Origin of the sequence: Rhodopseudomonas palustris HaA2 (genome assembly GCF_000013365.1) — a bacterium.
GTDB lineage: Bacteria > Pseudomonadota > Alphaproteobacteria > Rhizobiales > Xanthobacteraceae > Rhodopseudomonas > Rhodopseudomonas palustris_J.
Genome location: NC_007778.1, coordinates 1,874,286 through 1,897,414, shown reverse-complemented (window position 1 = coordinate 1,897,414; position 23,129 = coordinate 1,874,286). Strand labels below are relative to the sequence as shown.

Here is a 23,129-nt window from a genome sequence, read left to right as displayed (position 1 = left end):
GTCCCGCTTTTCATTAGTATACATACAAACTGCGACGGTCGACGCAATGTCGGACCGGCGAGCGGAGCGAAGAGCAGAGCCACATGGCCGACGAAACCATTCCCGGGACGGACAAAGCGAGCGACGCCAAGATTCGCTGCGATGCCTGTCCGGTGATGTGCTACATCAAGCCCGGCATGAGCGGCGCCTGCGATCGCTACGCCAATCACGACGGCGACCTGGTTCGCGTCGATCCGCACATCGTGCTCGATCGCGCGCTGGCGCACGGCGGTACCGTCGTTCCGTTTCACCGCGACGGCTCCTGGGACGGCCAACTGATCGCGCCGCCCGAGACCTTCGTCACCGCGATCGGCGCCGGCACGACCTATCCGGACTACAAGCCCGCGCCGTTCATCGTCTCCTCTGAAGTCGACGGCGTCGACATGGTCACGGTCGTCACCGAGGGCATCTTCAGTTATTGCGGCGTCAAGGTGAAGATCGACACCGACCGCTTCCTCGGCCCCGAGCAATCCACGGTGCGCGCGTCGGGCGAAGCGGTAGGCCACGTCACCACCTCCGAATACGGCTCGCAGATGCTGTCGCTCGGCGGCGTGCATCACCTCACCGGCGGCAGCAAGAAGGAAGGCCGCGTCACCTGCGAGGCCCTGCTCGATCTGTGCAACGGCAAGCCGGTCGAACTCACCATCGACGGCGGCTCGACCGTCGTCGTGCAGGCCGGGCAGCCTCCGATCGTCAACGGCGTCAAGGAAGAGCGGATGCGGGTCGGCTGCGGCTCCGCCACGATCGGCATGTTCGCCAAGCAATGGCTCGGCCTCGTCGACGACGTGGTGGTGGTCGACGATCACATCACCGGCGTGCTGTCGGAACACCAGGCCGGCAAGGTGCTCGGCGTGCCCGACACCGGCATCAAGATCAAGGGCCGGCGTTCGACGCCCGGCCGCTACTTCCAGGTCGCCGAGCCCGGCACCGGCTGGGGCGGCACCAACATTTCCGATCCACTGTCGATCCTCGGCCCGTTCGACCGCAAGGTCGCCTGGCCCGGGCTGCGGCTGTACTTCATCTCGACCACCGGCGAACACGCGGCCTACTACGAACTCGACGAAACGCTCTCTCCCCGCCAGAAGGAGATGCCTGCGGAGCTCGCGGCCCTGTCGCAGCGCGTGAAGGACAATTGCGAGCCGGCGCTCTCCACCGTGCTGTTCATGGCCGGCGCCGGCGGCTCGCTGCGCGCGGGCGTCACGGAAAATCCGGTGCGACTGACGCATTCGGTGAAGGACGCGCTGACCTATGTCACCTGCGGCGGCGCGCCGGTCTATGTCTATCCCGGCGGCGGCATCACCCTGATGGTCGACGTCACCAAGATGCCGGAGAACGCCTTCGGCTATGTGCCGACGCCCGCTCTCGTGGCGCCGATCGAGTTCACGCTGCGGCTGTCGGACTACGAAGAGCTCGGCGGTCACATGGCCGAGGTTCGGCCGGTGTCGTCGATCGCTCTGAACGACGGCCTGCAGACCGTGGGGCCTCATTCCGACAACCCGTGGCCGCTCGCTCCGAATGCGGCCAAGCGTTTCTTCGGCTGATCGATGGCCGCCCCGCACCTCCTCACCCCGACCCGAGGACGCGCAGCGCAGGCGGCGATGCTGGCGGACGGCCGGCGCTTGCACTTACAGGACGGCCCGATCGACCTGATCATCGAGGCGACCGGCGACCCGCGCGCCGTCCGGCACGCTTATGCCGCCGCCGCGCAGCGCTTCGCCGGCCTGCTGGATGCGCTGTGCGCCGAACTGCCTGCGCTGCGAAAGCCCGCCGGACGCGACGCGCTGCCACTGGCCCACCCGGTCGCACAGCGCATGGCCGATGCGGTGGCACCGTTCGCCGATGAAGTTTTCATCACGCCGATGGCGGCGGTGGCGGGCGCGGTCGCGGACGAGATCCTGAAAGCGCTGGTCTGCCCCGGCATCACCCGCGCCTATGTCAACAATGGCGGCGATATCGCGGTGCATCTGGCGCAGGATGCAAGCTTCACCGTCGGGTTGATCGACCGCCCGGACCAGCCGCGCCTGATCGGCCGCGCCGAGATCGATGCCAGCAGCCCGGTGCGCGGCGTGGCGACCAGCGGCTGGCACGGGCGCAGCTTCTCGCTCGGCATCGCCGACGCGGTGACCATCCTCGCGCCCACCGCCGCGATGGCTGACGCTGCCGCGACCGTGGTCGCCAACGCGGTCGACCTGCCCGGCCATCGCGGTATTGTTCGTGAAGCCGCCAACGAGCTTCAACCGGACAGCGATCTGGGTACACTGCAGGTCACCCGGCATGTGCCACGCCTCGGCCCGGCCGAGCGCGACGCAGCGCTGGTTGCAGGCGTGACGGTGGCACGCGCGCTGCTGTCGCGCGGACTGATCTGTGCCGCGGCCCTGCATTTGCAGGGCGAGACCGCCAGCGTCGGCGACACAGCGGCGTTCCTTTCCTTCGAACCACAACAAGAGCAACCCGATGCCTGAGGTCAAAATCCGCAAGAAGCTCCTGATCACCGAGGAGATCTTCCACGAGGGCGGCCCGGTGGCGGCCACCCCGCGCAAGCGCGGCGCGATCATCGCGGTGATCGAGAACCCGTTCGCCGGCCGCTATGTGCAGGACATCGCCGGGTTCATGGATGATCTGACCCCGCTCGGCGTGGCGCTCGCAGGCGAGTTGCTGCAGGCGCTCGGCGGCGACGCGAAATCCATCGACGGCTACGGCAAAGGCGCCATCGTCGGCGCCGCCGGCGAACTGGAGCACGGCGCGCTCTGGCACGTCCCGGGCGGCTACGCGATGCGCGAGATCCTCGGCGACGCCAAGGCGATCGTGCCATCGACCAAGAAGGTCGGCGGACCGGGCACACGGCTCGACGTGCCGGTGACCCATGTCAACGCCTCCTACGTGCGCAGCCATTTCGACGCGATGGAAGTCGGCGTGCCGGACGGCCCCAAGGCCGACGAGATCGCGCTGGTGCTGGTGATGAGCTCCGGTCCGCGGGTCCACGCCCGCGTCGGCGGACTCGCCGCGGCGGAGATCAAGGGCGAGGACGGGCTGCGATGAGCGCGAAAATCCGCAAGATCGTCGTCGTCGTGGAAGAGACGCTGACGGAGATGGGACGTTCCGTGACGCCGCCGACGCGGCGCGCGGCGGCGGTCGCGGTGATCGAAAATCCGTTCGCCGGCCGTTATGTCGAGGACCTCTCGGAGCTGATCGCGATCGGGGAAGAACTCGGCGAGTTGCTCGCGCAGAAGGCGGTGGACGCGCTCGGCATCGACGGCGGCAAGGCCGAAAGCTACGGCAAGGCCGCGCTGGTCGGCGAGAACGGCGAGCTCGAACACGCCGCAGCCTTGCTGCACCCGAAAATGGGCGCGCCGGTCCGCAAGGTGCTGGGCAAGGGCGCGGCGCTGATCCCCTCGTCGAAGCGACGCGGCGGCCTCGGCGCCGAGCTGGACATTCCGCTCGGGCACAAGGACGCGGCCTTCGTCCGCAGCCATTTCGACGGCATGCAGGTGAGCGTGGCGGATGCGCCGCGCGCCAACGAGATCGTGGTGGCGGTGGCCATCACGGATTCCGGCCGACCGCTGCCGCGCGTCGGCGGACTGACGACCGCCGAGATCAAGGGCGAAGACGGATTGCGCTGAAAGAAACTGCGTTTTCGAGCGAAGTGGCGACCGCTTCGCGTGAAGACGACGGATCTAGACGACGAGTGGCTGAGGTTGGTTCAAACAGAGGGCATGAGCGTATGAAACACGTCGCACGACTGGCTTTGACGGCACTGCTTTTCGCCTCCGGCGCTGCCTATGCGCAGCAAGGCGAGATCAAGGTGGGAGAGATCAACTCCTATTCGGCACTCCCCGGCTTCACCGAGCCATACCGCAAGGGCATGGAACTGGCGCTGAAGCAGATCAACGATGCCGGCGGCATCAAGGGCAAGAAGCTCGTCGTCATCACCAAGGACGACGGCGGCAAGCCGGGCGACGCGCTGACCGCCGCCAACGAGCTGGTGTCGCGCGACGGCGTGGTGATGATCGCCGGCGGCTTCCTGTCGAATATCGGCCTGGCGCTGTCCGACTTCGCCAAGCAGAAGAAGGTGCTCTACGTCGCCGCCGAGCCGCTGACCGACGCCATCGTCTGGTCGAAGGGCAACGACTATACTTTCCGGCTGCGCACATCGAACTATATGCAGGCCTCGATGCTGGCGGAGGAAGCCGCCAAGCTGCCGGCCAAGAAGTGGGCGACGATTGCGCCCAACTACGAATTCGGCCAGTCGTTCGTCGCCGCGTTCAAGGAGATTCTCAGCAAGAAGCGTCCCGACGTCGAGTTCGTCGCCGAGCAATGGCCGCCGCTGAACAAGATCGACGCCGGCCCGGTGCTGCAGGCGATCGACGCCGCCAAGCCCGACGCCATCCTCAACGCCACCTTCGCCGGCGACCTGGTCAAGCTGGTGCGCGAGGGCAATACCCGCGGCGTGTTCAAGGATCGCGCGGTGGTGAGCTATCTCACCGGCGAGCCGGAATATCTCGACCCGCTGAAGACCGAAACGCCGGAGGGCTGGATCGTCACCGGCTATCCCTGGTACGCGATCAGCACGCCGGAGCATCAGGCTTTCCTCGACGCTTACCAACAGCTCAACAAGGACTATCCGCGGCTCGGCTCGGTGGTCGGCTACGCCACCGTGAAGACCATCGCCGCCGTGCTGACCGCCACCGACGATCACTCCACCGACGGCCTGGTCAAGGCGATGAAGAACCTGAAGGTCGACACCCCGTTCGGCGCGGTCGTCTACCGCGCCGGCGATCATCAGTCGACGATGGGCGCCTATGTCGGCAAGACCACGCAGAAGGACGGCAAGGGCATCATGACCGACATCAAGTTCAAGAAGGGCGCCGACTATCTACCGCCCGAGGCCGAGGCCGCCAAGCTGCGTCCGGCGAACTGAGGCCCGGGGCGGCATGAGGCCGCCCGCACGGCTGCTTCCTCTCTTGCGAACGTCCGCCGCTGACATCAGCGGCGGACACCAGACCCAACCCGCTCCTCCTCCAGCACGAAAGGCGTCGCCGTGGAACTGATATTGGTCCAGGCCCTCAGCGGTCTCGCCAGCGCCGCGTCGCTGTTCCTGGTCGCATCCGGGCTCTCGATCATCTTCGGCGTCACGCGCATCGTGAACTTCGCGCACGGCGCGTTCTACATGCTCGGCGCCTATGTCGCCTTCACGCTGACCGACCGCTTTTCCGGCCCGCTCGGCTTCTGGGGCGGACTGCTCGCCGCCAGCCTGATCGTGGCGGTGCTCGGCGCGCTGATGGAGATGGTGCTGCTGCGCCGCATCTATCACGCGCCCGAGCTGTTCCAATTGCTCGCCACCTTCGGCGTGACGCTGATGGTACAGGACATCGTGGTGCTGATCTGGGGCGCCGACGATCTGATGGGGCCGCGCGCGCCCGGCTTCGCCGGCGCCTTCAGCCTGTTCGGACGCCTGGTGCCGACCTACGACATCCTGCTGATCGTGCTCGGTCCGGTCGTACTCGGCGCATTGTGGCTGTTGTTCCACCGCACCCGCTGGGGCGTGCTGGTGCGCGCCGCGACACAGGACCGCGACATGGTCGCCTGCCTCGGCGTCAATCAGAAGTGGCTGTTCACCAGCGTGTTCGCACTCGGCTGCTTCCTCGCCGCGCTCGGCGGCGCGCTGCAGATCCCGCGCACCACCGTGACCCACTACATGGACCTGTCGATCATCGTCGAGGTGTTCGTGGTGGTGGTGATCGGCGGGCTCGGCTCGGTCACCGGCGCCTTCATCGCCGCGGTTCTGGTGTCGGAATTGAACGCGCTCGGCATTCTGGTGCTGCCGAAGATCTCGCTGATCGCCGTGTTCCTGGTGATGGCGGTGGTGCTGGTGGTGCGGCCCTACGGACTGCTCGGCAAGGCCGAACGCGGCGCCCGCGCCAGCGCCGGGATCTCGTTCCGGCCCTGGAAGCCGCTGTCGCAATGGGAGCGCATCGGCGCCGCGGTCGTCGTCGTCATCGCGGCCTGCCTGCCCTTGGTCGCCGGCAACTATCTGTTGAGCGTCGGCGCGGAGATCCTGGTGTTCGTGCTGTTCGCCGCCAGCCTGCACTTCATGATGACAGTGGGCGGGTTGGCATCGTTCGGCCACGCGGCGTTTTTCGGCCTCGGCGCCTATGGCGCGGCGTTCGCCGTCAAGTTTCTCGGCGCCCCGATGGAGGTCGCGCTGCTCGTCGGCCCGTTGTTCGGCCTGCTCGGCGCGGTGGTGTCGGGCTGGTTCTGCGTGCGGCTGTCGGGTGTGTATTTCGCCATGCTGACGCTGGCCTTCGCCCAGATCATCTGGTCGATCGCGTTCCAGTGGGTCGAGGTGACCGGCGGCGACAACGGCATTCTCGGGATCTGGCCCTCGGCCTGGGCGTCGACCCCGCAAGGCTTCTTCTGGCTCACGCTCGGCGTGGTCGTCGCGGGCGTCGCACTGCTGCGGATGCTGGTGTTCTCGCCGTTCGGCTTCGGTCTGCGGGCGACGCGCGACAATACGCTGCGCTCGGAGGCGATCGGCATCGACCGCAAGTCGGTGCAGTGGGCCGCGCTGATCGTCGCCGGCACCTTCGCCGGCGTCGCCGGCGCGCTGTTCGCCTTCCTCAAGGGCTCGGTGTTTCCGGAATCGCTGGCGATCCCGATCTCGGTCGACGGATTGGTGATGGTGCTGCTCGGCGGCATCGAAACGGTGTCGGGCGCGGTGGTCGGCGCGATCGTCTACAAGGCGCTGGCGATCTGGCTGATGAGCCAGACCGACCTCTCCAAGCTCGTGCTCGGCGCGATCATCGTGCTGCTGGTGGTGGCTGCGCCCAAGGGCATCGTCGGTTTCATCGAGGATTGGCGGCATCGCCGGCCGCCGGCGCCGAACGGCGCCGGGCCGAAGCCGGCCGGCAAATCCGACGCGCTCGGGATCGCCAAGATGGAGGCCGCCGAATGACCGCGTTGCTCGAAGTCAAAGGACTGGTGAAGTCCTACGCCGGAGTTCATGCCGTGCGCGACGTCAGCTTCGCCGTGCGCCCCGGCGAAATCCTGGCGCTGATCGGCCCCAACGGCGCCGGCAAGAGCACCTGCTTCAACATGCTCAACGGCCAGATCCGGCCCGATGTGGGCTCGATCAAGCTCGCCGGCGAGGAGATCGTCGGCCTGCCGCCCCGCACGGTGTGGCGGCGCGGCGTCGGCCGCACCTTCCAGATCACTGCGACCTTCTCGTCGATGACGGTGCGCGAGAATATTCAGGTCGCGCTGCTGTCGTTTCACCGCCGGCTGTGGTCGATGGTCGGCTATGCGGGTGCGAGCCATCGCGACGAAGCGAACGAACTCCTCGCCCTCGTCGGAATGCAGGAGCAGGCCGAGCGGCCGTGCGGCGAACTCGCATACGGCGATCTGAAGCGGCTCGAGCTGGCCGTGGCGCTCGCCAACCAGCCGCGGCTGCTGCTGATGGACGAACCGACCGCCGGCATGGCGCCGAAAGAGCGCGTCGAGCTGATGCGCCTCACCGCCGGCATCGCCCGCGACAAGGACATCGGCGTGTTGTTCACCGAGCACGACATGGATGTGGTGTTCGAGCACGCCGACGAGGTGATGGTGCTGAACCGTGGGCAATTGGTCGCGCGCGGCACGCCGCAGCAGGTCCGCAACGATCCGCACGTGCAGGCGATCTATCTCGGCGACGGCCTGCTCTACGATCCCAAGCATCGCAAGGAGGCCGTGCAATGAAGCTCGAAGTCTCTGAGCTGAACAGTTTCTACGGGCCCGCCCACATCCTGTTCGACGTCGGCTTCGCGGTCGGCGAGGGCGAGGTCGTCGCCATGCTCGGGCGCAACGGCGCCGGCAAGAGCACGACCTTCCGATCAGTGGTGGGGCTGGTGTCCCGTCGTGAGGGAAAAGTGACGTTCGAAGGTGAGGACGTCTCGCGGCTGCCGTCCTACGAGATCGTGCGGCGCGGGCTCGGCTATGTGCCGGAAGACCGGCGGATCTTCACCGAACTGAGCGTCGAGGAGAATTTCGAAGTCGGCCGCCAGAAAGCCCGCCCCGGCGTCGCCGCCTGGACGCCGGAGCGGATCTACACGCTGTTTCCCAATCTCGGCGAAATGCGCAAGCGGCTCGGCGGCGACATGAGCGGCGGCGAACAGCAGATGCTCAGTATCGGCCGCACGCTGATGGGAAACCCCTCGCTCGTGCTGCTGGACGAACCCTCCGAAGGGCTCGCGCCCAAGATCGTCGAGCAGATGGCCGACGCCATTCTGGCGATGAAGCGCGAAGGGCTCAGCATCGTCATTTCCGAGCAGAATCTGCATTTTGCCAAGCTGATCTGCGATCGCGCCTATATTATCGAGAAGGGACGAATTCGATTCTCCGGCACCATCGACGAACTCGAGGCGCACCCCGAAATCCGGGATGCTTATCTCGCGGTGTGACCAGGACGGGCAGCGGGGCCATGAGTTGAGTAAGAAGAAAGTAACGGACAAGCGGCGCGGCAAGAGCAAGTCCACATCGCACTATCTGCTCGACGCCCAGGTCGGTTTCGTGCTGCGTCAGGTGCTGCAGCGTCATGCCACCATCTTCGTGGGGCGCATGGGCGAGGATCTGACGATGACTCAGTGGGCCGCCTTGTCGAAGCTGCTCGAACTCGGGCCGTGCTCGCAGAACCTGCTCGGCCGGCACACGGCGATGGATGCCGCCACCATCAAGGGCGTGGTCGAGCGCCTGGTGAAGCGCGGATTGCTGGAGACCAGCCCGGATCCGGAAGACGGACGCCGCCTGCTCGTGGCGTTGACGCCCGAAGGTGCGGCCCTGGCCGAGCGATCGATTCCAGTGGCGCACGAGATCACCAAGGCCACGCTGTCACCATTGGCGAAGGAGGAGCGCACGCTGTTCCTCAGCCTGCTCGAACGATTGAAATAGCCATGGCTCACCCAAACGCACCTTCGGCGAACCGACCTGCCGATCCGAGAGATGACTGGGCACGGCTCTCCCGGAGCGAGCGCGACGCCGCCTACGACAACAACACCGCGGTCGCCGACAGCCCGGCCTTGATCGCCGAACGGAACGTGGCCTCTGCGCAGGCGCGCGCGACGCTGCGGTCAGTGCTCGACCTGCCTTATGGTCCTCGCACGAACAACAAGATCGACCTCTATCCGGCGGCCGACCCGGATGCGCCCTGCCTGCTGTTCCTGCACGGCGGCTACTGGCAGAAGAATTCGCGCGAACTGTTCGCCATGATGGTCGAAGGCGTCGCGGCGCATGGCTGGTCGATGGCGATCCCCGGCTATTCGCTGGCGCCCGAAGTATCGCTCACCGAAATCGTCGACGAGGTGCGGCAGGCGCTGGACTGGCTCGCCGCGCATGCGCCGGACCATGGCGTCGCCGGTCCGATGATCACCTCGGGCTGGTCGGCCGGCGGCCATCTCGTGGCGATGACGCTCGACCATCCGCTGGTCGCGGCCGGGCTTTCGATCTCCGGCGTGTTCGATCTGGCGCCGCTCCGCGACACCGGCCTGAACGATGCGCTCAAACTGACCGATGCCGAGATCGAAACGCTGTCGCCGCTGCGACTGCCGGTGATCGACAAGCGTCTCGACCTCGCCTATGGCGATCATGAACTGCCGACGCTGGTGCTGGATTCCATCAACTTCTACGAGCGTCGCTGCGCCGCGGGCGCGCCGGGGCGGCTGCTGCCGATCGCGGGGCACAATCACTTCTCGATTTTGGCAGAGCTGCGCCGAGCCGACGGCGCGCTGGTACGCGCCGCGCGCGATCTGGCAGGCGAGACCGGAGATGATCGCACTTCAGCATTGCGATCGGGCGCGGCCTTTCCCGAGTAGTGCTCCGGCGGCCGAAAACCGGATCATGCCGATGTATCCGAAGCGTGGGCGCAGCATCGCGGCGTCAGCTTCCACGGCTTCAGGCCCGCCAGCGTCACCGCACGGATACCGACCCGCGAGGTCGACCTCAGCGGCTGAACCGGATCGGGACCGACAGTGAAATCGACGAGCCGCCGACATTGGCTGGCGGCGGCGGAACCGGACTGGCGCGGCGAACCAGGCTGACGGCTTCGGCATCGAGCGCGGCGTCGCCGGACGATCCGACCAGTCGCGCCGAGCGCACCTGGCCTGACCGATCGATGGAGAACGCAACCGACGCGGTGCCCATGCCGCCGCCGGGTGGAAACCGCTTGTGACGGTTGAGATGCGCCATCAGGCTGCCGCGCCACGAGGCGACCGAAGCCGCCGACGGCATCGCAGCGCCCGCCCGCGGCGCAGCCATCTGATCGGATCGTTCCAGCTGTGCACTCGGCGGCGCCGAAGTCTGCGTCATTTTCGGCTGGTCCGGGTTGATCGGCTTGGTCCGATCGGCGGCCCGCTTCTTCTTCGGTTGCGGCTTCTTCTCCGGTTTCGGTTTCGGCGGCGGCGGCAGCACGGCGGCGGAGGGCATCACGGGCGCCGGCGGCGGTTCGATCGAGGTTTCTTCCGGCTTCGGCTCGATCTCCTGCACCTTCTCCTCGACCGGGGTTTCAGGCTCCGGTTCGGCTTCGGGTTGCGCCTCGGCGAGGAGCGGACCCGGCGGCAGATCCTGCTGCGGCACGTCGGGCGCGACGGCGAGCGGCGCAAGCTCCAGCATCAGCGCCGCCGGCGGCTCGCCCGCCGCCTCGGCGGGCTTCCGGTTCAGCCCAATCACGATCGCGGCCGCATGAAGTCCGGTGACCGTCGCCGCCGCAAGCAGCCAGCGCGCACGGGACCCTCGCGGCGAACCGGCAGGCCGCGCGTCCGGATCGTGCCAGCCGAATCTCATGGCCGCGGCGTCGCCGCGATCGCACTGCCCTGCCCGGTGTCCTCGAGGCCGACCAGCGCCACTTTGAGATAGCCCGCCCCGCGCAGCAGATTCATCACCGCCATCAGGTCACGATACGGCACCACGCCGTCGGCGCGCAGGAACACCCGCTGCTCGCGATCGCCGGAGGTCTGTCCATCCAGCGCGGCCTGCAACGCCTCACGCGCCACATCCTCATTGCCGAGCGCCAGTGACAGGTCCGGCTTGACGGTGAGATAGAGCGGCTTGTCGGGCCTGGGCTGCGGCTGCGCATTGGAGGTCGGCAGATCGACGCCGACATCCACCGTCGACAGCGGCGCCGCCACCATGAAGATGATCAGCAGCACCAGCATCACGTCGATGAACGGCGTCACGTTGATTTCGGACAGTTCGGCGAGGTCGCCGTCGTGCGGATCCTTCAGCGTCACCGCCATGGTCGGCTACTCCGCCATCCAGCGCGAGCGCGCAGGCGCGGCGCGGCTGACGACAGGCTTCTGCTGCCGTTCCAGATCGCGCGACAGGTGCTGCAGCACTTCGCCGGACGCATCCGACAACAGCGCGCGATAGCCGGCGATGGCACGCGCGAACACGTTGTAGATGATCACCGCCGGAATCGCCGCGACCAGGCCGATCGCGGTGGCGAGCAGCGCTTCGGCGATGCCCGGGGCCACGACCGCCAGATTGGTGGTCTTCGACTGCGCGATGCCGATGAACGAATTCATGATACCCCACACCGTGCCGAACAGGCCGATGAACGGCGCGGTCGCCCCGATGGTCGCGAGCAGCCCGGTCGATCGTGCCATGTCGCGGCCGGCCCTGGCCTCGATCCGCGACAGCGCGATGGCGAGCCGCTCCTTCACGCCGTCGGCCGCGAGATCGACCGACCGCTCGGTCTCGCGCAGTGCTGCCTGAACCAGATCGGCGACGGGACCGTCCTTGGTCCACTCGGCCTCGATCTCGCGCGTTGCGTCGGCCAGATTGTCTGCGCGCTGCAGCTTGCGCAGCGCGCTACGCGCCTTGCGCAGCGCGCTCGTCAGTTCGATGACCTTGACCAGCCACACCGTCCAGGTTGCCAGCGAGGCGAGCGCCAGCCCGATGATCACCGCCTTGACGATATTGTCGGCGGCAACAAACATCGCCCAGGGTGACAGATCGTGCGGCAAGTTGGTGGGCACCGCGATCGCCGGCGGAGACAGCGGCACCGGCGCCTCGACGGCCGGGGTCGCCTCCTGCGCTGCGGCCGGCAGATGGACCAGCACGAATATCGCCCCCAAAGCGAACCGCCGCATCACAACATTCATTCCGAAACGCCTCTTTCGTTCGACCCGCCCCGTCAAAAAGCGCGGCCGATCATGGCAAAAATTGATGCGCAGTCACTGGCATTCCTGCATCGCAAGCTCCGCCGAGCCGCCACGCCCCCACAATCTTTGTCGCGACGGCCGATCGGCTCGAGTCGCAGACATGTGTAGTTCACCGCCGGCACGACATGCAGACGACGCAAGACCTGGCCTCTGCCGCGCCACGCGGCATCGGCGAGCCGCCAGGACGAGCGGTCCCCGGCTGATGTATCAAGATACGATTAGAGTTCTTCGCGCGGCTCTGCAATCTGACGGAGTTACAATCCATCTAAGCTATCGGCTCCGCAGTTTGCGCGAAGTTGCCGACGTTCGCGTGGCGCGACGACGCCGCCATCGCAGCGTGCCTTCGGCGCAGGACTGCGGGTCCGCACCACCGCGGCGATCGATCCGCCCGATAGCAAAAAACCCCGGTCGCGGACCGGGGTTCTCGAGGTCACGTCGATGTCGGAAGCCCGCTACCTAGCGAACCTGCTCGAAGCCGGCGAGCGCCGACGTCAGGTTGGGTCCGAGAATCTCCGACAGATATCCGCCTTCCTGAACGAACACGGTGGGCAGCCCCAACCGCGCGATGGCGCCACCGATGCGATGGAATCCATCGGTCGTGACGGCCAGCCCCGCAAGCGGGTCATGCTCGGATGCATCGAGGCCGAGCGCGACGACCAGAGCGCCGGGCGCAAAAGCGCGAATCGTCTTTTCCGCGACACCGAGCGCCTCGATATAGCCGTCATCGTCGGTGCCCTTCGCCAGCGGGATGTTCAGATTGGCGCCGAGCCCCGGACCCGCGCCGCGTTCGTGCGCGTAGCCCCAGACAAAGGGGTTGAAGAAGGTCGGGTCGGCGTGAATCGAAACGGTGAGCACGTCGGGCCGCTCGTAGAAGATGCCCTGCGTGCCGTTGCCATGATGAACGTCGACGTCGAGGATCGCGACGCGCTCGTGCTTCAGCCGCAGATGGGCGGCCGCGATCGCGCTGTTGTTGAGAAAGCAGAAGCCGCTGGCGAGATCGCGATAGGCGTGGTGCCCCGGCGGACGACACAGCGCGTAGGCGGCGTCTTCCCCGTCCATCACGAGTTGGGCTGCCGAGGTCGCGACATCGGTCGCGGCGCAGACCGCGGCCCAGGTGCCGGGTCCGATCGGGCAGGACGTATCGATCGTGTGCCAGCCGAGGCGGCCGACGATGTGCGTCGGATACGTCGCCTCGTTGCGGACGGGATGGATGTTGGCGATCATCTCGGGGCCGGAATTGCCCAGCGCCGCCCAGGCGTCCCAGGCCTCGGCGAGAAAGCCGAGATACTCCGGACTATGCACCCTGGCGCGCGGGCCCTGTCCGAACGCCGTCGGCTCGACGAGCGAATGACCGCCGGCCTTCAGTCCCGCCAGCAGCCGGTCGGCACGTTCGGGTTGTTCGGTAGTGCGCTGGACGATCCCGCGAACCAGAAAGAATTGCGGGTCGTGGCTTCGATGCAGTTCGCTGTAGACGGCCTTCACGCAGAGACTCCCATGGCTTGATGATCAATCGTCGGGCGTTCGTCGGCATCACACGGATCGTATTTTGCCGCCGGCAGTCGCGGGAGGAATCTCCCGCACCAGTTTCGCGACCTCGCGCCAGGCATGACCGATGTGATAATCGATATGCGCCACGATCCTTTCGGGGTGGCCTTGCTCGATCGCAGCGAGAACCGGTTCGTGCGTCCGCGCGATTTCGTGCGGGTCGTCGTACAGTCGGCCGATCAGACCGATGACCATGCGTAGTTCGGACGCCAGATCGTCGAACAGGCGCAACAGCCGTCGGTTGCCGGCGATCTCGCAGATCAGCCGATGAAACCGGTAGTCCTCTTCGACCTGCCGGGCCGGGTCGTCGAGATTTGCGGTCTGGTGAAGGACGTCGATCTGCCGCCGCAACGCATCGCGTGTCGCAGGGGTGAGTTTGCGCGCGGCGAGCACGCCGGCGTGCCGCTCCACGCACAGGCGCAGATCGAAGATGTCGTCGATGTCATCGGCCGCAAATTGCCGCACGAAGAAGCCGCGACGCGGGCTCGCCACCAGCAGGCCCTGACTTTCCAGCAGCCGCGCGGCTTCGCGCACCGGCGCCCTGCTGACACCCAGCTCCCGGGCGATCCCGGCCTCGACAACTTTGGAGCCGGGCGGCAGCCGCCCCTGCAGAATGGCGAGCGTCAGCGCACGCGCGACCTGGCCGACGAGGTCCGTCGCAGCGAGAGCGGGCAATCCGACCGGAGGGGACATTGTGCGCATGAAACGGTCCGTTTCGGCGTGGTGGACAATATTTAAGCGCCGATTGTCGACAGTTTAGCCTTGCGGTTGCGTCTTTGTCGCATCAAAAATTGATCCAGATCAAAATTGGAACTGCAACGATGACAGCTCACGTACCGCCGGCGGCCATACTCGATCAGACCCGCCAGGCCCGGATCGATCTCGCGGCTGCCTACCGGCTGATCCACCGGCTCGGGCTCGACGACAGCATCTACACCCACATCTCGGTCAGGCTGCCCGGCCGGCACGACCGTTTCCTGATCAACCCCTACGGGATGCGGTTCGAAGAGGTGACGGCGTCGAACCTGGTGGAAGTCGATATCGACGGCAACATCGTCGACGATCCGCTCGGCCTCGGCATCAATCCCGCCGGCTTCACCATTCACAGCGCGGTTCACGCCGCGCGGACGGATGCGATGTGCGTGCTGCACACCCACACCGTCGCCGGCGTCGCGGTGTCCTGCCAACGCCAGGGGCTGCTGCCTCTCAACCAATGGGCGCTGCAGTTCACCGATCGCCTCGCCTATCACGACTACGAGGGGATCGCGCTCGATCTCGACGAGCGCGCGCGTCTCGTCGCCGATCTCGGCGACAAGTTCGTCATGGTTCTGCGCAATCACGGCATGCTGACTTGCGGACGATCCGTCGCCGAGGCTTTCAAGCTGATGCACAATCTGGAGCGGTCCTGCCGCGCCCAGCTCGCGGTGCAGGCGTCCGGCGCCGAGATCAGCCCGCTGTCCGCCGCCGTCGCCCGCAAGACCGCGGGCCAATACGCGAATTTCTACGACAGCATCGAACTCAGGGGACAGCCCGACAGCGAATGGGCCGCCTTCAAGCGGATGCTGGGCCGCACCGATCCCGACTTCATCAACTAGACCGCGCCCATGTCCATTCCAACGCGCGGATCAGGACATCGAGAAAGAGAGATGCCATGCTGAAGCGCACTTTGATTGGGCTTGCCCTGGTCTGCGGTCTGAACGCCGTGGCCGTGGCGGAGGAGCCGAAAGTAGGCGGCGTCGTGAATGCCGTGATTCAGCCCGAGCCTCCGGGCCTGATGCTGGGTCTGGTCCAGAACGGCCCGACCCAGATGATCTCCGGCAACATCTATGATGGCCTGCTACGCTATGGTCCGAAACTCGAGCCGCAGCCCGGCCTCGCCGAGAGCTGGACGGTGAGCGAGGACGGCAAGGTCTACACCTTCAAGCTCAGGAGCGGCGTGACCTGGCACGACGGCAAACCGTTCACGTCCGCCGACGTGCTGTTCTCGATCGAATTCCTCAAGCAGACCCACGCCCGCGCCCGTGGCAACCTCGCCACGCTCGACAAGGTGGAGGCGCCCGACGCCTCGACCGTCGTGTTCACGCTGAAGGAGCCGTTCGGGCCGTTCCTCGGCATCTTCGAAGTCGGCTCGATGCCGATGATTCCGAAGCACATCTACGAGGGAACGGATTTCAAGGCCAATCCCGCCAACAACACGCCGATCGGCACCGGCCCCTACATGTTCAAGGAATGGCAGAAGGGCTCGTTCATCCGGCTGGTGAAGAATCCGAACTACTACATCAAGGGCAAGCCCCACATCGACGAGATCTACTGGCACGTCATTCCCGACGCGGCGGCGCGGTCGGTGGCGTTCGAGACCGGCAAGATCGACGTGCTGCCCGGCGGCTCGGTGGAAAACTTCGACGTACCGCGCCTGAGCAAACTGAAGAACGTCTGCGTCACCGGCGCCGGCTGGGAATTCTTCAGCCCGCATTCCTGGCTGTGGCTCAACAACCGCTCCGGGCCGACGGCGAACACGAAATTCCGTCAGGCGCTGATGTTCGCCATCGACCGCAATTTTGCGCGGGACGTGATCTGGAACGGCCTCGGCAAGGTCGCGACGGGCCCCTCCGGCTCCGCGATCAAATACTATACCAGCGCCGTGCCGAAATACGATCTCGCCCCCGCGAAGGCCAAGGCCCTGCTCAAGGAAGCCGGCTACAAAGGCGAGAAAGTCCGGATGCTGCCGCTGCCCTACGGCGAAACCTGGCAGCGCTGGGCCGAAGCGGTGAAGCAGAATCTGCAGGACGTCGGCATCAATGTCGAAATGATCGCCACCGACGTCCCCGGTTGGAACCAGAAAGTCTCCGACTGGGACTACGACATCGCCTTCACCTATCTGTATCAGTACGGCGACCCCGCGCTCGGCGTCGGCCGCAATTACGTCAGCAGCCAGATCGCCAAGGGCTCGCCGTTCAACAACGTCGAAGGTTACTCGAATCCGGAGGTCGACAAGCTGTTCGCCGAGGGCGCGGTCGCCTTCCCGGATACCAAGCGCGACGAGATCTATGCCAAAGCGCAAAAGATCCTGGTCGAAGACGTGCCGGTCGCATGGCTGCTCGAGCTGCAATTTCCGACCATCACCCGCTGCAATGTCAAGAACCTCGTCACCACCGCGATCGGCGTCAACGACGGTTTCCGCGACGCCTGGCTCGACAAGTAACTTCCCCGACAAGCCGGCGGCGGCGCTCCGTGCCGCCGCCGGTTGACTTCCGAAGCCTAATCTCGAACGCAATGGAAACCGACGATGCTTGCATTCATTGCCCAGAGAATCGGCAAGGCCGTGGTCGTCTTGCTCGCGATCGTCGTGCTCAACTTCTTCCTGATCCGCCTTGCGCCCGGCGATCCGGCATTGGTGATGGCCGGCGAAGCCGGCGCGGGCGATCAGCTCTTCATCTCCCAGCTCCGCGAGAAATTCGGCCTCGACAAGCCGATGCCGGTGCAGCTCTTTCTATACGTCAAGGGAATCCTCAGTTTCGATCTCGGCTATTCCTTCCGCCAGCAGATGCCGGTGTCAAAGCTGATCCTCGACCGGCTGCCGGCGACGATGCTGCTGACCGGCACGGCTTTTGCGATCTCGCTGGCGTTCGGCATCATGTTCGGCGCGCTGGCGGCGCGGCGGGCCGGCACCTGGGCGGACACGGCGATCACCGTGCTGGCGCTGATCTTCTACGCCACGCCGCTGTTCTGGATCGCGCTGATGGCGATCCTGCTGTTTTCGGTCACGATGGAATGGCTGCCGAGCTTCGGCTACAAGACGGTCGGCGCCAACTACACCGGTCTCGCCCACGTCCTCGACGTCGGAGCCCACCTGATCTTGCCGGCGACGACGATCGGCCTGTTCTTCATGGCCACTTATGCCCGCATGACGCGCGCCTCGATGCTCGAGGTCAAGCGGCTCGATTTCGTCAAGACGGCGCGCGCCAAGGGCCTGCGCGACGCCGTGATCCAGCGTCGCCACGTGCTGCGCAACGCGCTGCTGCCGGTGGTGACGCTCGCCGGCCTGCAGGCCGGCACATTGGTCGGCGGCGCCGTGCTCACCGAAACCGTGTTCGCCTGGCCGGGCATCGGCCGGCTGATGTACGAGGCTCTGTTGCAACGCGACTACAACCTGTTGCTCGGCGTCTTCGTGGTGTGTTCGGCGATGGTGCTGGTGTTCAACCTGATCACCGACCTGATCTACCGCTCGGTCGATCCCCGTATCGAGTACGCGGCATGAAACAATTCTGGCGATTGCTGGTACGCAACCCCGGCGGGCTGATCGGGCTGATCATCCTGCTGGTCGTGATCACGGTCGCCGTGATCGGCCCGCTGCTGTTCCCGACCTCGCCCTGGCGCATGGTGCAGCGGCCGTTTCTGCCGCCCTTCACGATGGCCGGCCTGCCGCTGGGGACCGACGCGCTCGGTCGCGACGTGATGGCCGGGATCATCTACGGCACCCGCGTGTCGCTGCTGGTCGGACTCGTCTCCACGCTGGTGGCGCTTGCGGTCGGCATTCCGGTCGGCGCAATGGCCGGGTATTTCGGCGGCCGTATCGGCGATGCCCTGATGCGCTTCACCGAATTCTTCCAGACCGTTCCGAGCTTCGCGCTTGCGATCGTGCTGGTGGCCGTGCTGCAGCCCTCGATCGTGTCGATCATCATCGCGATCGCGATCGTCAGTTGGCCGCCGGTGGCGCGGTTGGTGCGCGGCGAGGTGCTGTCGCTGCGGACCCGTGAATACGTTCAGGCAGCGGTCGTGACCGGGCAGACCAACAGCTGGATCATCTGGCGCGAGATTCTCCCCAACGCGCTGTCCCCGGTCATCGTGCTGGCGTCGCTGATGGTCGCGACCGCCATCCTGCTCGAATCGTCATTGTCGTTTCTCGGCCTCGGCGATCCCAACCTGATGTCGTGGGGCTACATGGTCGGCGCCGGCCGCACCGTGATCCGTCAGGCCTGGTGGATCACGGTGTTTCCGGGCATCGCCATTCTGGTCTCGGTGCTGGCGCTGAACCTGATCGGCGAAGGTCTCAACGATGCGCTCAATCCGCGCCTCAGCAAGGATGGACGCTGAGCATGTCCGCAGCCGCCGTATCGATCAGGAACCTGAAGCTGGCGCTGCCAGCAGGCGGCGATCGCGCGCACGCCGTCGATGGCGTGTCGTTCGATCTCACCGCCGGCAAGATCCTCTGCGTCGTCGGTGAATCCGGCTCCGGCAAGTCGATGTGCGCGCACGCGCTGATGGGGCTGCTACCCGACAGCGTGATCGCCGAGGCCGGCGAGATCGTGTTCGAGGGACAGAACCTCCTGACGCTCGGCGACAGCGCCTGGCTCGCTTTGCGCGGCCGTCACATCGCCATGGTGTTCCAGGAGCCGATGACGGCGCTCAATCCCCTGATGCGGATCGGCGACCAGATCGCCGAGATGTTCGAGGCGCACAATCTGCTGACGCCGAAACAGCGACGGCAGAAGGCCGTCGAGCTGCTGCGCGAAGTCGGCCTGCCTAACCCCGAGCAGGCGACGCGCGCCTATCCTCACCAACTGTCCGGCGGCCAGCGCCAGCGCGCGATGATCGCGATGGCGCTCGCGCTTGAGCCGGCCGTGCTGGTCGCCGACGAGCCGACGACGGCGCTCGACGTCACCACGCAAGCGCAGATCCTCAAGCTGATCCGCGACCTGCAGCGCCGCCGCAACATGGCGGTGATGTTCATCACCCACGATTTCGGCGTCGTCGCCGACATCGCCGATCGCGTCGTCGTGCTTCAGCACGGCAAGGTGGTCGAGCAAGGCGCGGCGGACGACGTGCTGCTGCGCCCGCAGCATCCCTATACGCAGGCCCTGCTCGCCGCGGTGCCGACGATGCATCCGCCGCCGCGGGCCGCCCTGCTTGACCGTCGCAAGGCGGTCGAGGTCGTCGGCCTCGACAAGACGTATATCAGCGGAGGAGGCTGGTTCCGCCCGGTGCGCAGCGTTCAGGCCGCGAACGGGGTGAGTTTCGATATCCTTCAGGGCGAGACACTCGGTCTCGTCGGCGAATCCGGCTCGGGCAAGTCGTCGATCGCGCGTCTCGTCATGCGCCTGATCGAGCCTGACCGCGGCACGGTCCGTCTCGGCGACACCGATCTCACGCTGGCCGGCGGAAAGGAGCTGCGCGAGCAGCGCCGGCGAATCCAGATGATCTTTCAGGACCCGTTCGCCTCGCTCAATCCGCGCCGCAAGGTCGGCCATATCATCACCGACGGGCCGATTGCGCACGGCGCGGATCCGGCCGCCGCGCGGCTGCGCGCCGGCGAACTGCTCGGCCTGGTCGGCCTCAACGCGAGCGCGATGGAGCGGTTTCCGCACGAATTCTCCGGCGGCCAGCGCCAACGCATCGGAATCGCCAGGGCACTGGCGCTCGATCCCGAAGTTCTGGTCGCAGACGAGGCGGTGTCCGCGCTCGACGTGTCGGTGCAAGCGCAGGTGCTGGATTTGCTCGAGGATCTCAAGACACGGCTCGGCCTTTCGATGCTGTTCATCACCCACGACCTCCGGGTCGCCGCGCAGATCTGCGATCGCATCGCAGTGATGCAGCGCGGCAGCATCGTTGAAATGCGGCCGACCGCCGCGCTGTTTTCCGCTCCGGAGCATCCCTATACGCGCGAGCTGCTCGCCGCGGTGCCCGGCCAGACAGCCGCTTCCAAGGCCGCCTGACCGATGCGTTGCGCCCTCGTCAGCGACCGTCTCGATCTGCGCGGCTTTCTCGGGACGGATTTCGCGCGCATCGCCGATCGCATCGAATTCGTCGATCATCGCACCGACGGCGCGAACGCGGATATCCGCCTGGCAGTCGCCTGGTATCCGCCGGACGACGCCTTCGCGCACTATCCCAACCTCCGGGCTGTCTGCTCGATCGGCGCCGGCGTGGATAATATCACCGCCTGCCCGAGCCTGCGGGCGGACATCGACGTCGTTCGAATCGTCGATTCGGCGCAGGCCCAGATGATGTCGGGATTCGTGCTCTGGCATGTGATCTGGCATCAGCGGCGGTTCGCCACCTATCTGGCGCAGCAGCGCGATGCGGTCTGGCAACGCATTCGTCAACGCAATCCGCGCGAGGTGCCGGTCGCCATTCTCGGCTACGGCGAGATCGGCCAGAAGGTCGCCGCGGATCTCGCTGCGCTCGGTTTCCCGGTGATGGTGTGGAGCCGGTCGCCAAAGTCGACGCCGGCCGCGATCAGGGGATTCCATGGGCGCGAGGGCCTCGCCGCCATGCTCGGCGAAACCGAGGTGCTGGTGAATCTGCTGCCGCTGACGCAGGAGACCCAGGGCATTCTCGACGGTGAGCTATTCGACCGGATGCGCCGCGGCGGCTACCTCATTCATGTCGGACGCGGCGAACATCTGGTGGACCAAGACCTGCTGGCGGCGCTGGACAGCGGCCAGCTCGCAGGCGCCGCACTCGACGTGTTCGCCGCGGAGCCGCTGCCGCCCACGCATCCGTTCTGGCGTCATCCGAACATCGTCGTCACGCCGCACGACGCCAGCGACGTCAGCGTCGACTCCGTTGCGGCGACGCTGGTCGCAACCGCCAACGCGATCCGAGCCGGGCGAAGGCCACCGCACGCGATCGACCGCGCACGCGGCTACTGATCTGACGCCCCGGATTGGCGGCGCCGCACGTTCACGCCAGCCAATGCGCGATGTCTTCGGCTTTCGGCAGCCCGCCGGCGTGGACGACCTTGCCGTCGATCACGATCCCCGGCGTCGACACGATGCCGTAACCGGCGATCGCCGCGTAGTCGGTGACCTTCTCGATCGTGACCGCGACGCCGAGCCTGTCGGCCTCCCCCTGCACCATCTCGGCGGTCGTGACGCAACGTTTGCAGCCGGGACCGAGTACCTTGACGTCCTTCATGACGACGCGCTCCTACGTGAACAATGCGTTGAACAGGAACCCCACCGCCAGGATGCCGGCCGCCACGACAGCGACGAACACGGCGATCAGTCGGGGGGTCAGCACCTTGTGCAGGATGATCAGTTCCGGCGCCGACAGCGCGATGACGCTAATCATGAAGGCCAGCACGGTGCCGAGTGCGGCGCCCTTGCCGATCAGCGCCTCGACCACCGGAATGATACCCGCGGCATTGGAATACATCGGAATGCCGAGCAAGACCGCCGCGGGCACGGACCACCACGCGTCGCGCCCCATGATCGAGGCCAGCAGGTCGGCGGGCACATAGCCATGAATGAAGGCGCCGACAGCGATGCCGGCGATGACCCAGATCCAGACCCTGCCGACGATGTCGACCACGGCCTCGATCCCCGCCCGGAGACGATCGACCAACGTCACGGTCGACGACGGGATCTCGGCGGCACTTGAACGGACGTTGCGGACCCAGTCCTGCAGCCAGCCTTCGAGGTGGAAGCGCCCGATCACCCAGCCCGCGACGATCGCAATGCCGAGCCCGAAGCCCAGATAGGCGAGCGCCACTTTCCAGCCCAGCAGAACGAACAGCAATCCGAGCGCGACTTCGTTAATCATCGGCGCGGCGATCAGGAACGAGAAGGTCACCCCGAGCGGCACGCCGGCACTGACAAAGCCGATGAACAGCGGCACCGCCGAGCAGGAGCAGAACGGCGTGAGGATGCCCAGCCCGGCGGCGGCGACGTTGCCGACACCTTCACGCCGGCCGGCGAGCAGCGCGCGGGTCCGCTCCGGCGAAAACCAGCTCCGCAGCACGCCCATACCGAACACCACGAGGGTCAGCAGCATCAACACCTTCGGAGTGTCGTAGACGAAGAATTCGATAGCCTCCGCCGCATGACTGCCGGATTCGAGCGGAAGCAGGCCGACCGCCCATTTGGAGAACGGCTGCAGTTGCGCGTAGATCAGGCCCCAGGCCACCAGAAATGCCGCCGTTCCGGCCAGCCAGACGGCGGTCCGTGGCTCCTGCCCGACTTTGCTCTCTAAAGTCGTCATGCGGCCGCCCTCCTGTCGCGCGCCGGAAGCGCCAGCACGGCCTCGACCACGGCGATAATTTTCGGATCCAGATTTGGATTGCGCCGGTAGCGAACCCACTGCGCGTCGCGGCGATCGATCACCAGACCGGCGACCTTCAGCACCCCCATATGCCGCGACATCCGCGATTGGGAGGCACCGAGCCTCTTCATCAGTTCACAGACACAGTGTTCCTGCCCGTCCCACAGGAGCCGCAAGGCCTCGAGCCGCGTTTCCTCGGCCAGCGCCGACAAGATATCGATCGGATCCATCCTCGCCCCGCTGCGCGCCGTTCAAGACTCCGCCGAAAAAATGCGTATATGCGCATATACGCATAATGTATTGATCCATCTCAATCTC

General features: G+C 66.3%; 24 protein-coding genes. 16 read left to right on the top strand and 8 right to left on the bottom strand.

Annotation, left to right across the window (positions count from 1 at the left end; all coding sequences use genetic code 11):
- The first annotated feature begins 83 nt into the window (after positions 1 to 83).
- The 10 genes from RPB_RS08400 to RPB_RS08355 all read left to right on the top strand — a co-directional run bounded on the left by RPB_RS08400 (position 84) and on the right by RPB_RS08355 (position 9,878).
- Positions 84 to 1,580: a hypothetical protein gene (locus RPB_RS08400; RefSeq protein ID WP_011440563.1), complete on the top strand. Its 1,497-nt coding sequence runs from the start codon at positions 84 to 86 to the stop codon at positions 1,578 to 1,580.
- A gap of 3 nt (positions 1,581 to 1,583) precedes the next feature.
- The gene (locus tag RPB_RS08395; RefSeq protein ID WP_011440562.1) at positions 1,584 to 2,501 is read left to right on the top strand and encodes a UPF0280 family protein; all 918 of its coding nucleotides are present in this window, start codon (positions 1,584 to 1,586) and stop codon (positions 2,499 to 2,501) included.
- Positions 2,494 to 3,078, top strand: coding sequence for an amino acid synthesis family protein (locus RPB_RS08390; RefSeq protein ID WP_011440561.1), 585 nt, complete (start codon positions 2,494 to 2,496; stop codon positions 3,076 to 3,078). Before RPB_RS08395 ends, RPB_RS08390 begins: the two co-directional genes overlap by 8 nt.
- Positions 3,075 to 3,659 (top strand): amino acid synthesis family protein, encoded by a 585-nt coding sequence (locus RPB_RS08385; protein ID WP_011440560.1) that lies wholly within the window; start codon positions 3,075 to 3,077, stop codon positions 3,657 to 3,659. The genes RPB_RS08390 and RPB_RS08385 overlap by 4 nt, the downstream gene beginning before the upstream one ends.
- A 101-nt stretch (positions 3,660 to 3,760) precedes the next feature.
- Complete coding sequence (locus tag RPB_RS08380; protein WP_011440559.1) at positions 3,761 to 4,957, top strand: ABC transporter substrate-binding protein; 1,197 nt, start codon at positions 3,761 to 3,763, stop codon at positions 4,955 to 4,957.
- Between the two features lie 120 nt (positions 4,958 to 5,077).
- A complete protein-coding gene (locus RPB_RS08375; protein ID WP_011440558.1) occupies positions 5,078 to 6,991 on the top strand; it encodes an ABC transporter permease in 1,914 nt (637 codons plus the stop codon).
- Positions 6,988 to 7,770 carry an ABC transporter ATP-binding protein gene (locus RPB_RS08370; protein ID WP_011440557.1) on the top strand — a complete coding sequence of 261 codons (783 nt, stop codon included), beginning with the start codon at positions 6,988 to 6,990 and terminating at the stop codon, positions 7,768 to 7,770. Before RPB_RS08375 ends, RPB_RS08370 begins: the two co-directional genes overlap by 4 nt.
- Positions 7,767 to 8,471 carry an ABC transporter ATP-binding protein gene (locus RPB_RS08365; protein ID WP_011440556.1) on the top strand — a complete coding sequence of 235 codons (705 nt, stop codon included), beginning with the start codon at positions 7,767 to 7,769 and terminating at the stop codon, positions 8,469 to 8,471. Before RPB_RS08370 ends, RPB_RS08365 begins: the two co-directional genes overlap by 4 nt.
- Positions 8,452 to 8,958, top strand: coding sequence for a MarR family winged helix-turn-helix transcriptional regulator (locus tag RPB_RS08360; RefSeq protein WP_049824667.1), 507 nt, complete (start codon positions 8,452 to 8,454; stop codon positions 8,956 to 8,958). The genes RPB_RS08365 and RPB_RS08360 overlap by 20 nt, the downstream gene beginning before the upstream one ends.
- Positions 8,959 to 8,960: 2 nt before the next feature.
- Positions 8,961 to 9,878: an alpha/beta hydrolase gene (locus tag RPB_RS08355; RefSeq protein ID WP_011440554.1), complete on the top strand. Its 918-nt coding sequence runs from the start codon at positions 8,961 to 8,963 to the stop codon at positions 9,876 to 9,878.
- Positions 9,879 to 10,005: 127 nt separating this feature from the next.
- Here the strand turns inward: RPB_RS08355 and RPB_RS08350 are convergent, their stop codons facing one another.
- From RPB_RS08350 to RPB_RS08330, 5 genes are all read right to left on the bottom strand, one after another.
- Complete coding sequence (locus RPB_RS08350) at positions 10,006 to 10,845, bottom strand: energy transducer TonB family protein (RefSeq protein WP_011440553.1); 840 nt, start codon at positions 10,843 to 10,845, stop codon at positions 10,006 to 10,008.
- A complete protein-coding gene (gene exbD / locus RPB_RS08345) occupies positions 10,842 to 11,297 on the bottom strand; it encodes a TonB system transport protein ExbD (RefSeq protein WP_011440552.1) in 456 nt (151 codons plus the stop codon). Before exbD ends, RPB_RS08350 begins: the two co-directional genes overlap by 4 nt.
- A 6-nt stretch (positions 11,298 to 11,303) precedes the next feature.
- Positions 11,304 to 12,164, bottom strand: coding sequence for a tonB-system energizer ExbB (exbB, locus tag RPB_RS08340; protein WP_011440551.1), 861 nt, complete (start codon positions 12,162 to 12,164; stop codon positions 11,304 to 11,306).
- A gap of 516 nt (positions 12,165 to 12,680) precedes the next feature.
- Positions 12,681 to 13,706: a histone deacetylase family protein gene (locus tag RPB_RS08335; protein ID WP_011440550.1), complete on the bottom strand. Its 1,026-nt coding sequence runs from the start codon at positions 13,704 to 13,706 to the stop codon at positions 12,681 to 12,683.
- 48 nt (positions 13,707 to 13,754) lie between these two features.
- The gene (locus RPB_RS08330; protein ID WP_245258358.1) at positions 13,755 to 14,462 is read right to left on the bottom strand and encodes a GntR family transcriptional regulator; all 708 of its coding nucleotides are present in this window, start codon (positions 14,460 to 14,462) and stop codon (positions 13,755 to 13,757) included.
- A 128-nt stretch (positions 14,463 to 14,590) separates the two neighbouring features.
- Between RPB_RS08330 and RPB_RS08325 the strand changes: the two genes are divergently transcribed.
- The 6 genes from RPB_RS08325 to RPB_RS08300 all read left to right on the top strand — a co-directional run bounded on the left by RPB_RS08325 (position 14,591) and on the right by RPB_RS08300 (position 21,421).
- Complete coding sequence (locus tag RPB_RS08325; protein ID WP_011440548.1) at positions 14,591 to 15,364, top strand: class II aldolase/adducin family protein; 774 nt, start codon at positions 14,591 to 14,593, stop codon at positions 15,362 to 15,364.
- A 56-nt stretch (positions 15,365 to 15,420) separates the two neighbouring features.
- Positions 15,421 to 16,971 carry an ABC transporter substrate-binding protein gene (locus RPB_RS08320; protein ID WP_011440547.1) on the top strand — a complete coding sequence of 517 codons (1,551 nt, stop codon included), beginning with the start codon at positions 15,421 to 15,423 and terminating at the stop codon, positions 16,969 to 16,971.
- 84 nt (positions 16,972 to 17,055) lie between these two features.
- Positions 17,056 to 18,027, top strand: a complete 972-nt coding sequence (locus tag RPB_RS08315; protein WP_011440546.1) for an ABC transporter permease — start codon at positions 17,056 to 17,058, stop codon at positions 18,025 to 18,027.
- Complete coding sequence (locus tag RPB_RS08310; protein ID WP_011440545.1) at positions 18,024 to 18,863, top strand: ABC transporter permease; 840 nt, start codon at positions 18,024 to 18,026, stop codon at positions 18,861 to 18,863. Before RPB_RS08315 ends, RPB_RS08310 begins: the two co-directional genes overlap by 4 nt.
- Before the next feature lie 2 nt (positions 18,864 to 18,865).
- Entirely contained in the window at positions 18,866 to 20,482 is a 1,617-nt protein-coding gene (locus tag RPB_RS08305; RefSeq protein WP_011440544.1) for an ABC transporter ATP-binding protein, read from the top strand.
- 3 nt (positions 20,483 to 20,485) lie between these two features.
- Positions 20,486 to 21,421 carry a 2-hydroxyacid dehydrogenase gene (locus tag RPB_RS08300; RefSeq protein ID WP_011440543.1) on the top strand — a complete coding sequence of 312 codons (936 nt, stop codon included), beginning with the start codon at positions 20,486 to 20,488 and terminating at the stop codon, positions 21,419 to 21,421.
- A 31-nt stretch (positions 21,422 to 21,452) separates the two neighbouring features.
- Here RPB_RS08300 and RPB_RS08295 read toward each other — a convergent pair whose 3' ends face one another.
- From RPB_RS08295 to RPB_RS08285, 3 genes are read right to left on the bottom strand one after another with little or no spacing between them, the layout of a single operon-like run.
- Positions 21,453 to 21,686, bottom strand: a complete 234-nt coding sequence (locus tag RPB_RS08295) for a thioredoxin family protein (protein WP_011440542.1) — start codon at positions 21,684 to 21,686, stop codon at positions 21,453 to 21,455.
- Positions 21,687 to 21,698: 12 nt separating this feature from the next.
- Entirely contained in the window at positions 21,699 to 22,751 is a 1,053-nt protein-coding gene (locus RPB_RS08290) for a permease (protein ID WP_011440541.1), read from the bottom strand.
- Complete coding sequence (locus RPB_RS08285) at positions 22,748 to 23,041, bottom strand: ArsR/SmtB family transcription factor (RefSeq protein ID WP_011440540.1); 294 nt, start codon at positions 23,039 to 23,041, stop codon at positions 22,748 to 22,750. Before RPB_RS08285 ends, RPB_RS08290 begins: the two co-directional genes overlap by 4 nt.
- Between the last annotated feature and the right edge of the window lie 88 nt (positions 23,042 to 23,129).

What these genes read in the sequence shown, in the direction of transcription:
- RPB_RS08400 (WP_011440563.1), top strand. Translation starts at nt 84, where the DNA reads ATGGCCGACGAAACCATTCCCGGGACGGACAAAGCGAGCGACGCCAAG.
- RPB_RS08395 (WP_011440562.1), top strand. Translation starts at nt 1,584, where the DNA reads ATGGCCGCCCCGCACCTCCTCACCCCGACCCGAGGACGCGCAGCGCAG.
- RPB_RS08390 (WP_011440561.1), top strand. Translation starts at nt 2,494, where the DNA reads ATGCCTGAGGTCAAAATCCGCAAGAAGCTCCTGATCACCGAGGAGATC.
- RPB_RS08385 (WP_011440560.1), top strand. Translation starts at nt 3,075, where the DNA reads ATGAGCGCGAAAATCCGCAAGATCGTCGTCGTCGTGGAAGAGACGCTG.
- RPB_RS08380 (WP_011440559.1), top strand. Translation starts at nt 3,761, where the DNA reads ATGAAACACGTCGCACGACTGGCTTTGACGGCACTGCTTTTCGCCTCC.
- RPB_RS08370 (WP_011440557.1), top strand. Translation starts at nt 6,988, where the DNA reads ATGACCGCGTTGCTCGAAGTCAAAGGACTGGTGAAGTCCTACGCCGGA.
- RPB_RS08365 (WP_011440556.1), top strand. Translation starts at nt 7,767, where the DNA reads ATGAAGCTCGAAGTCTCTGAGCTGAACAGTTTCTACGGGCCCGCCCAC.
- RPB_RS08360 (WP_049824667.1), top strand. Translation starts at nt 8,452, where the DNA reads ATGCTTATCTCGCGGTGTGACCAGGACGGGCAGCGGGGCCATGAGTTG.
- RPB_RS08355 (WP_011440554.1), top strand. Translation starts at nt 8,961, where the DNA reads ATGGCTCACCCAAACGCACCTTCGGCGAACCGACCTGCCGATCCGAGA.
- RPB_RS08350 (WP_011440553.1), bottom strand. Translation starts at nt 10,845, where the DNA reads ATGAGATTCGGCTGGCACGATCCGGACGCGCGGCCTGCCGGTTCGCCG.
- exbD (WP_011440552.1), bottom strand. Translation starts at nt 11,297, where the DNA reads ATGGCGGTGACGCTGAAGGATCCGCACGACGGCGACCTCGCCGAACTG.
- exbB (WP_011440551.1), bottom strand. Translation starts at nt 12,164, where the DNA reads ATGAATGTTGTGATGCGGCGGTTCGCTTTGGGGGCGATATTCGTGCTG.
- RPB_RS08330 (WP_245258358.1), bottom strand. Translation starts at nt 14,462, where the DNA reads ATGTCCCCTCCGGTCGGATTGCCCGCTCTCGCTGCGACGGACCTCGTC.
- RPB_RS08325 (WP_011440548.1), top strand. Translation starts at nt 14,591, where the DNA reads ATGACAGCTCACGTACCGCCGGCGGCCATACTCGATCAGACCCGCCAG.
- RPB_RS08320 (WP_011440547.1), top strand. Translation starts at nt 15,421, where the DNA reads ATGCTGAAGCGCACTTTGATTGGGCTTGCCCTGGTCTGCGGTCTGAAC.
- RPB_RS08315 (WP_011440546.1), top strand. Translation starts at nt 17,056, where the DNA reads ATGCTTGCATTCATTGCCCAGAGAATCGGCAAGGCCGTGGTCGTCTTG.
- RPB_RS08310 (WP_011440545.1), top strand. Translation starts at nt 18,024, where the DNA reads ATGAAACAATTCTGGCGATTGCTGGTACGCAACCCCGGCGGGCTGATC.
- RPB_RS08305 (WP_011440544.1), top strand. Translation starts at nt 18,866, where the DNA reads ATGTCCGCAGCCGCCGTATCGATCAGGAACCTGAAGCTGGCGCTGCCA.
- RPB_RS08300 (WP_011440543.1), top strand. Translation starts at nt 20,486, where the DNA reads ATGCGTTGCGCCCTCGTCAGCGACCGTCTCGATCTGCGCGGCTTTCTC.
- RPB_RS08295 (WP_011440542.1), bottom strand. Translation starts at nt 21,686, where the DNA reads ATGAAGGACGTCAAGGTACTCGGTCCCGGCTGCAAACGTTGCGTCACG.
- RPB_RS08290 (WP_011440541.1), bottom strand. Translation starts at nt 22,751, where the DNA reads ATGACGACTTTAGAGAGCAAAGTCGGGCAGGAGCCACGGACCGCCGTC.
- RPB_RS08285 (WP_011440540.1), bottom strand. Translation starts at nt 23,041, where the DNA reads ATGGATCCGATCGATATCTTGTCGGCGCTGGCCGAGGAAACGCGGCTC.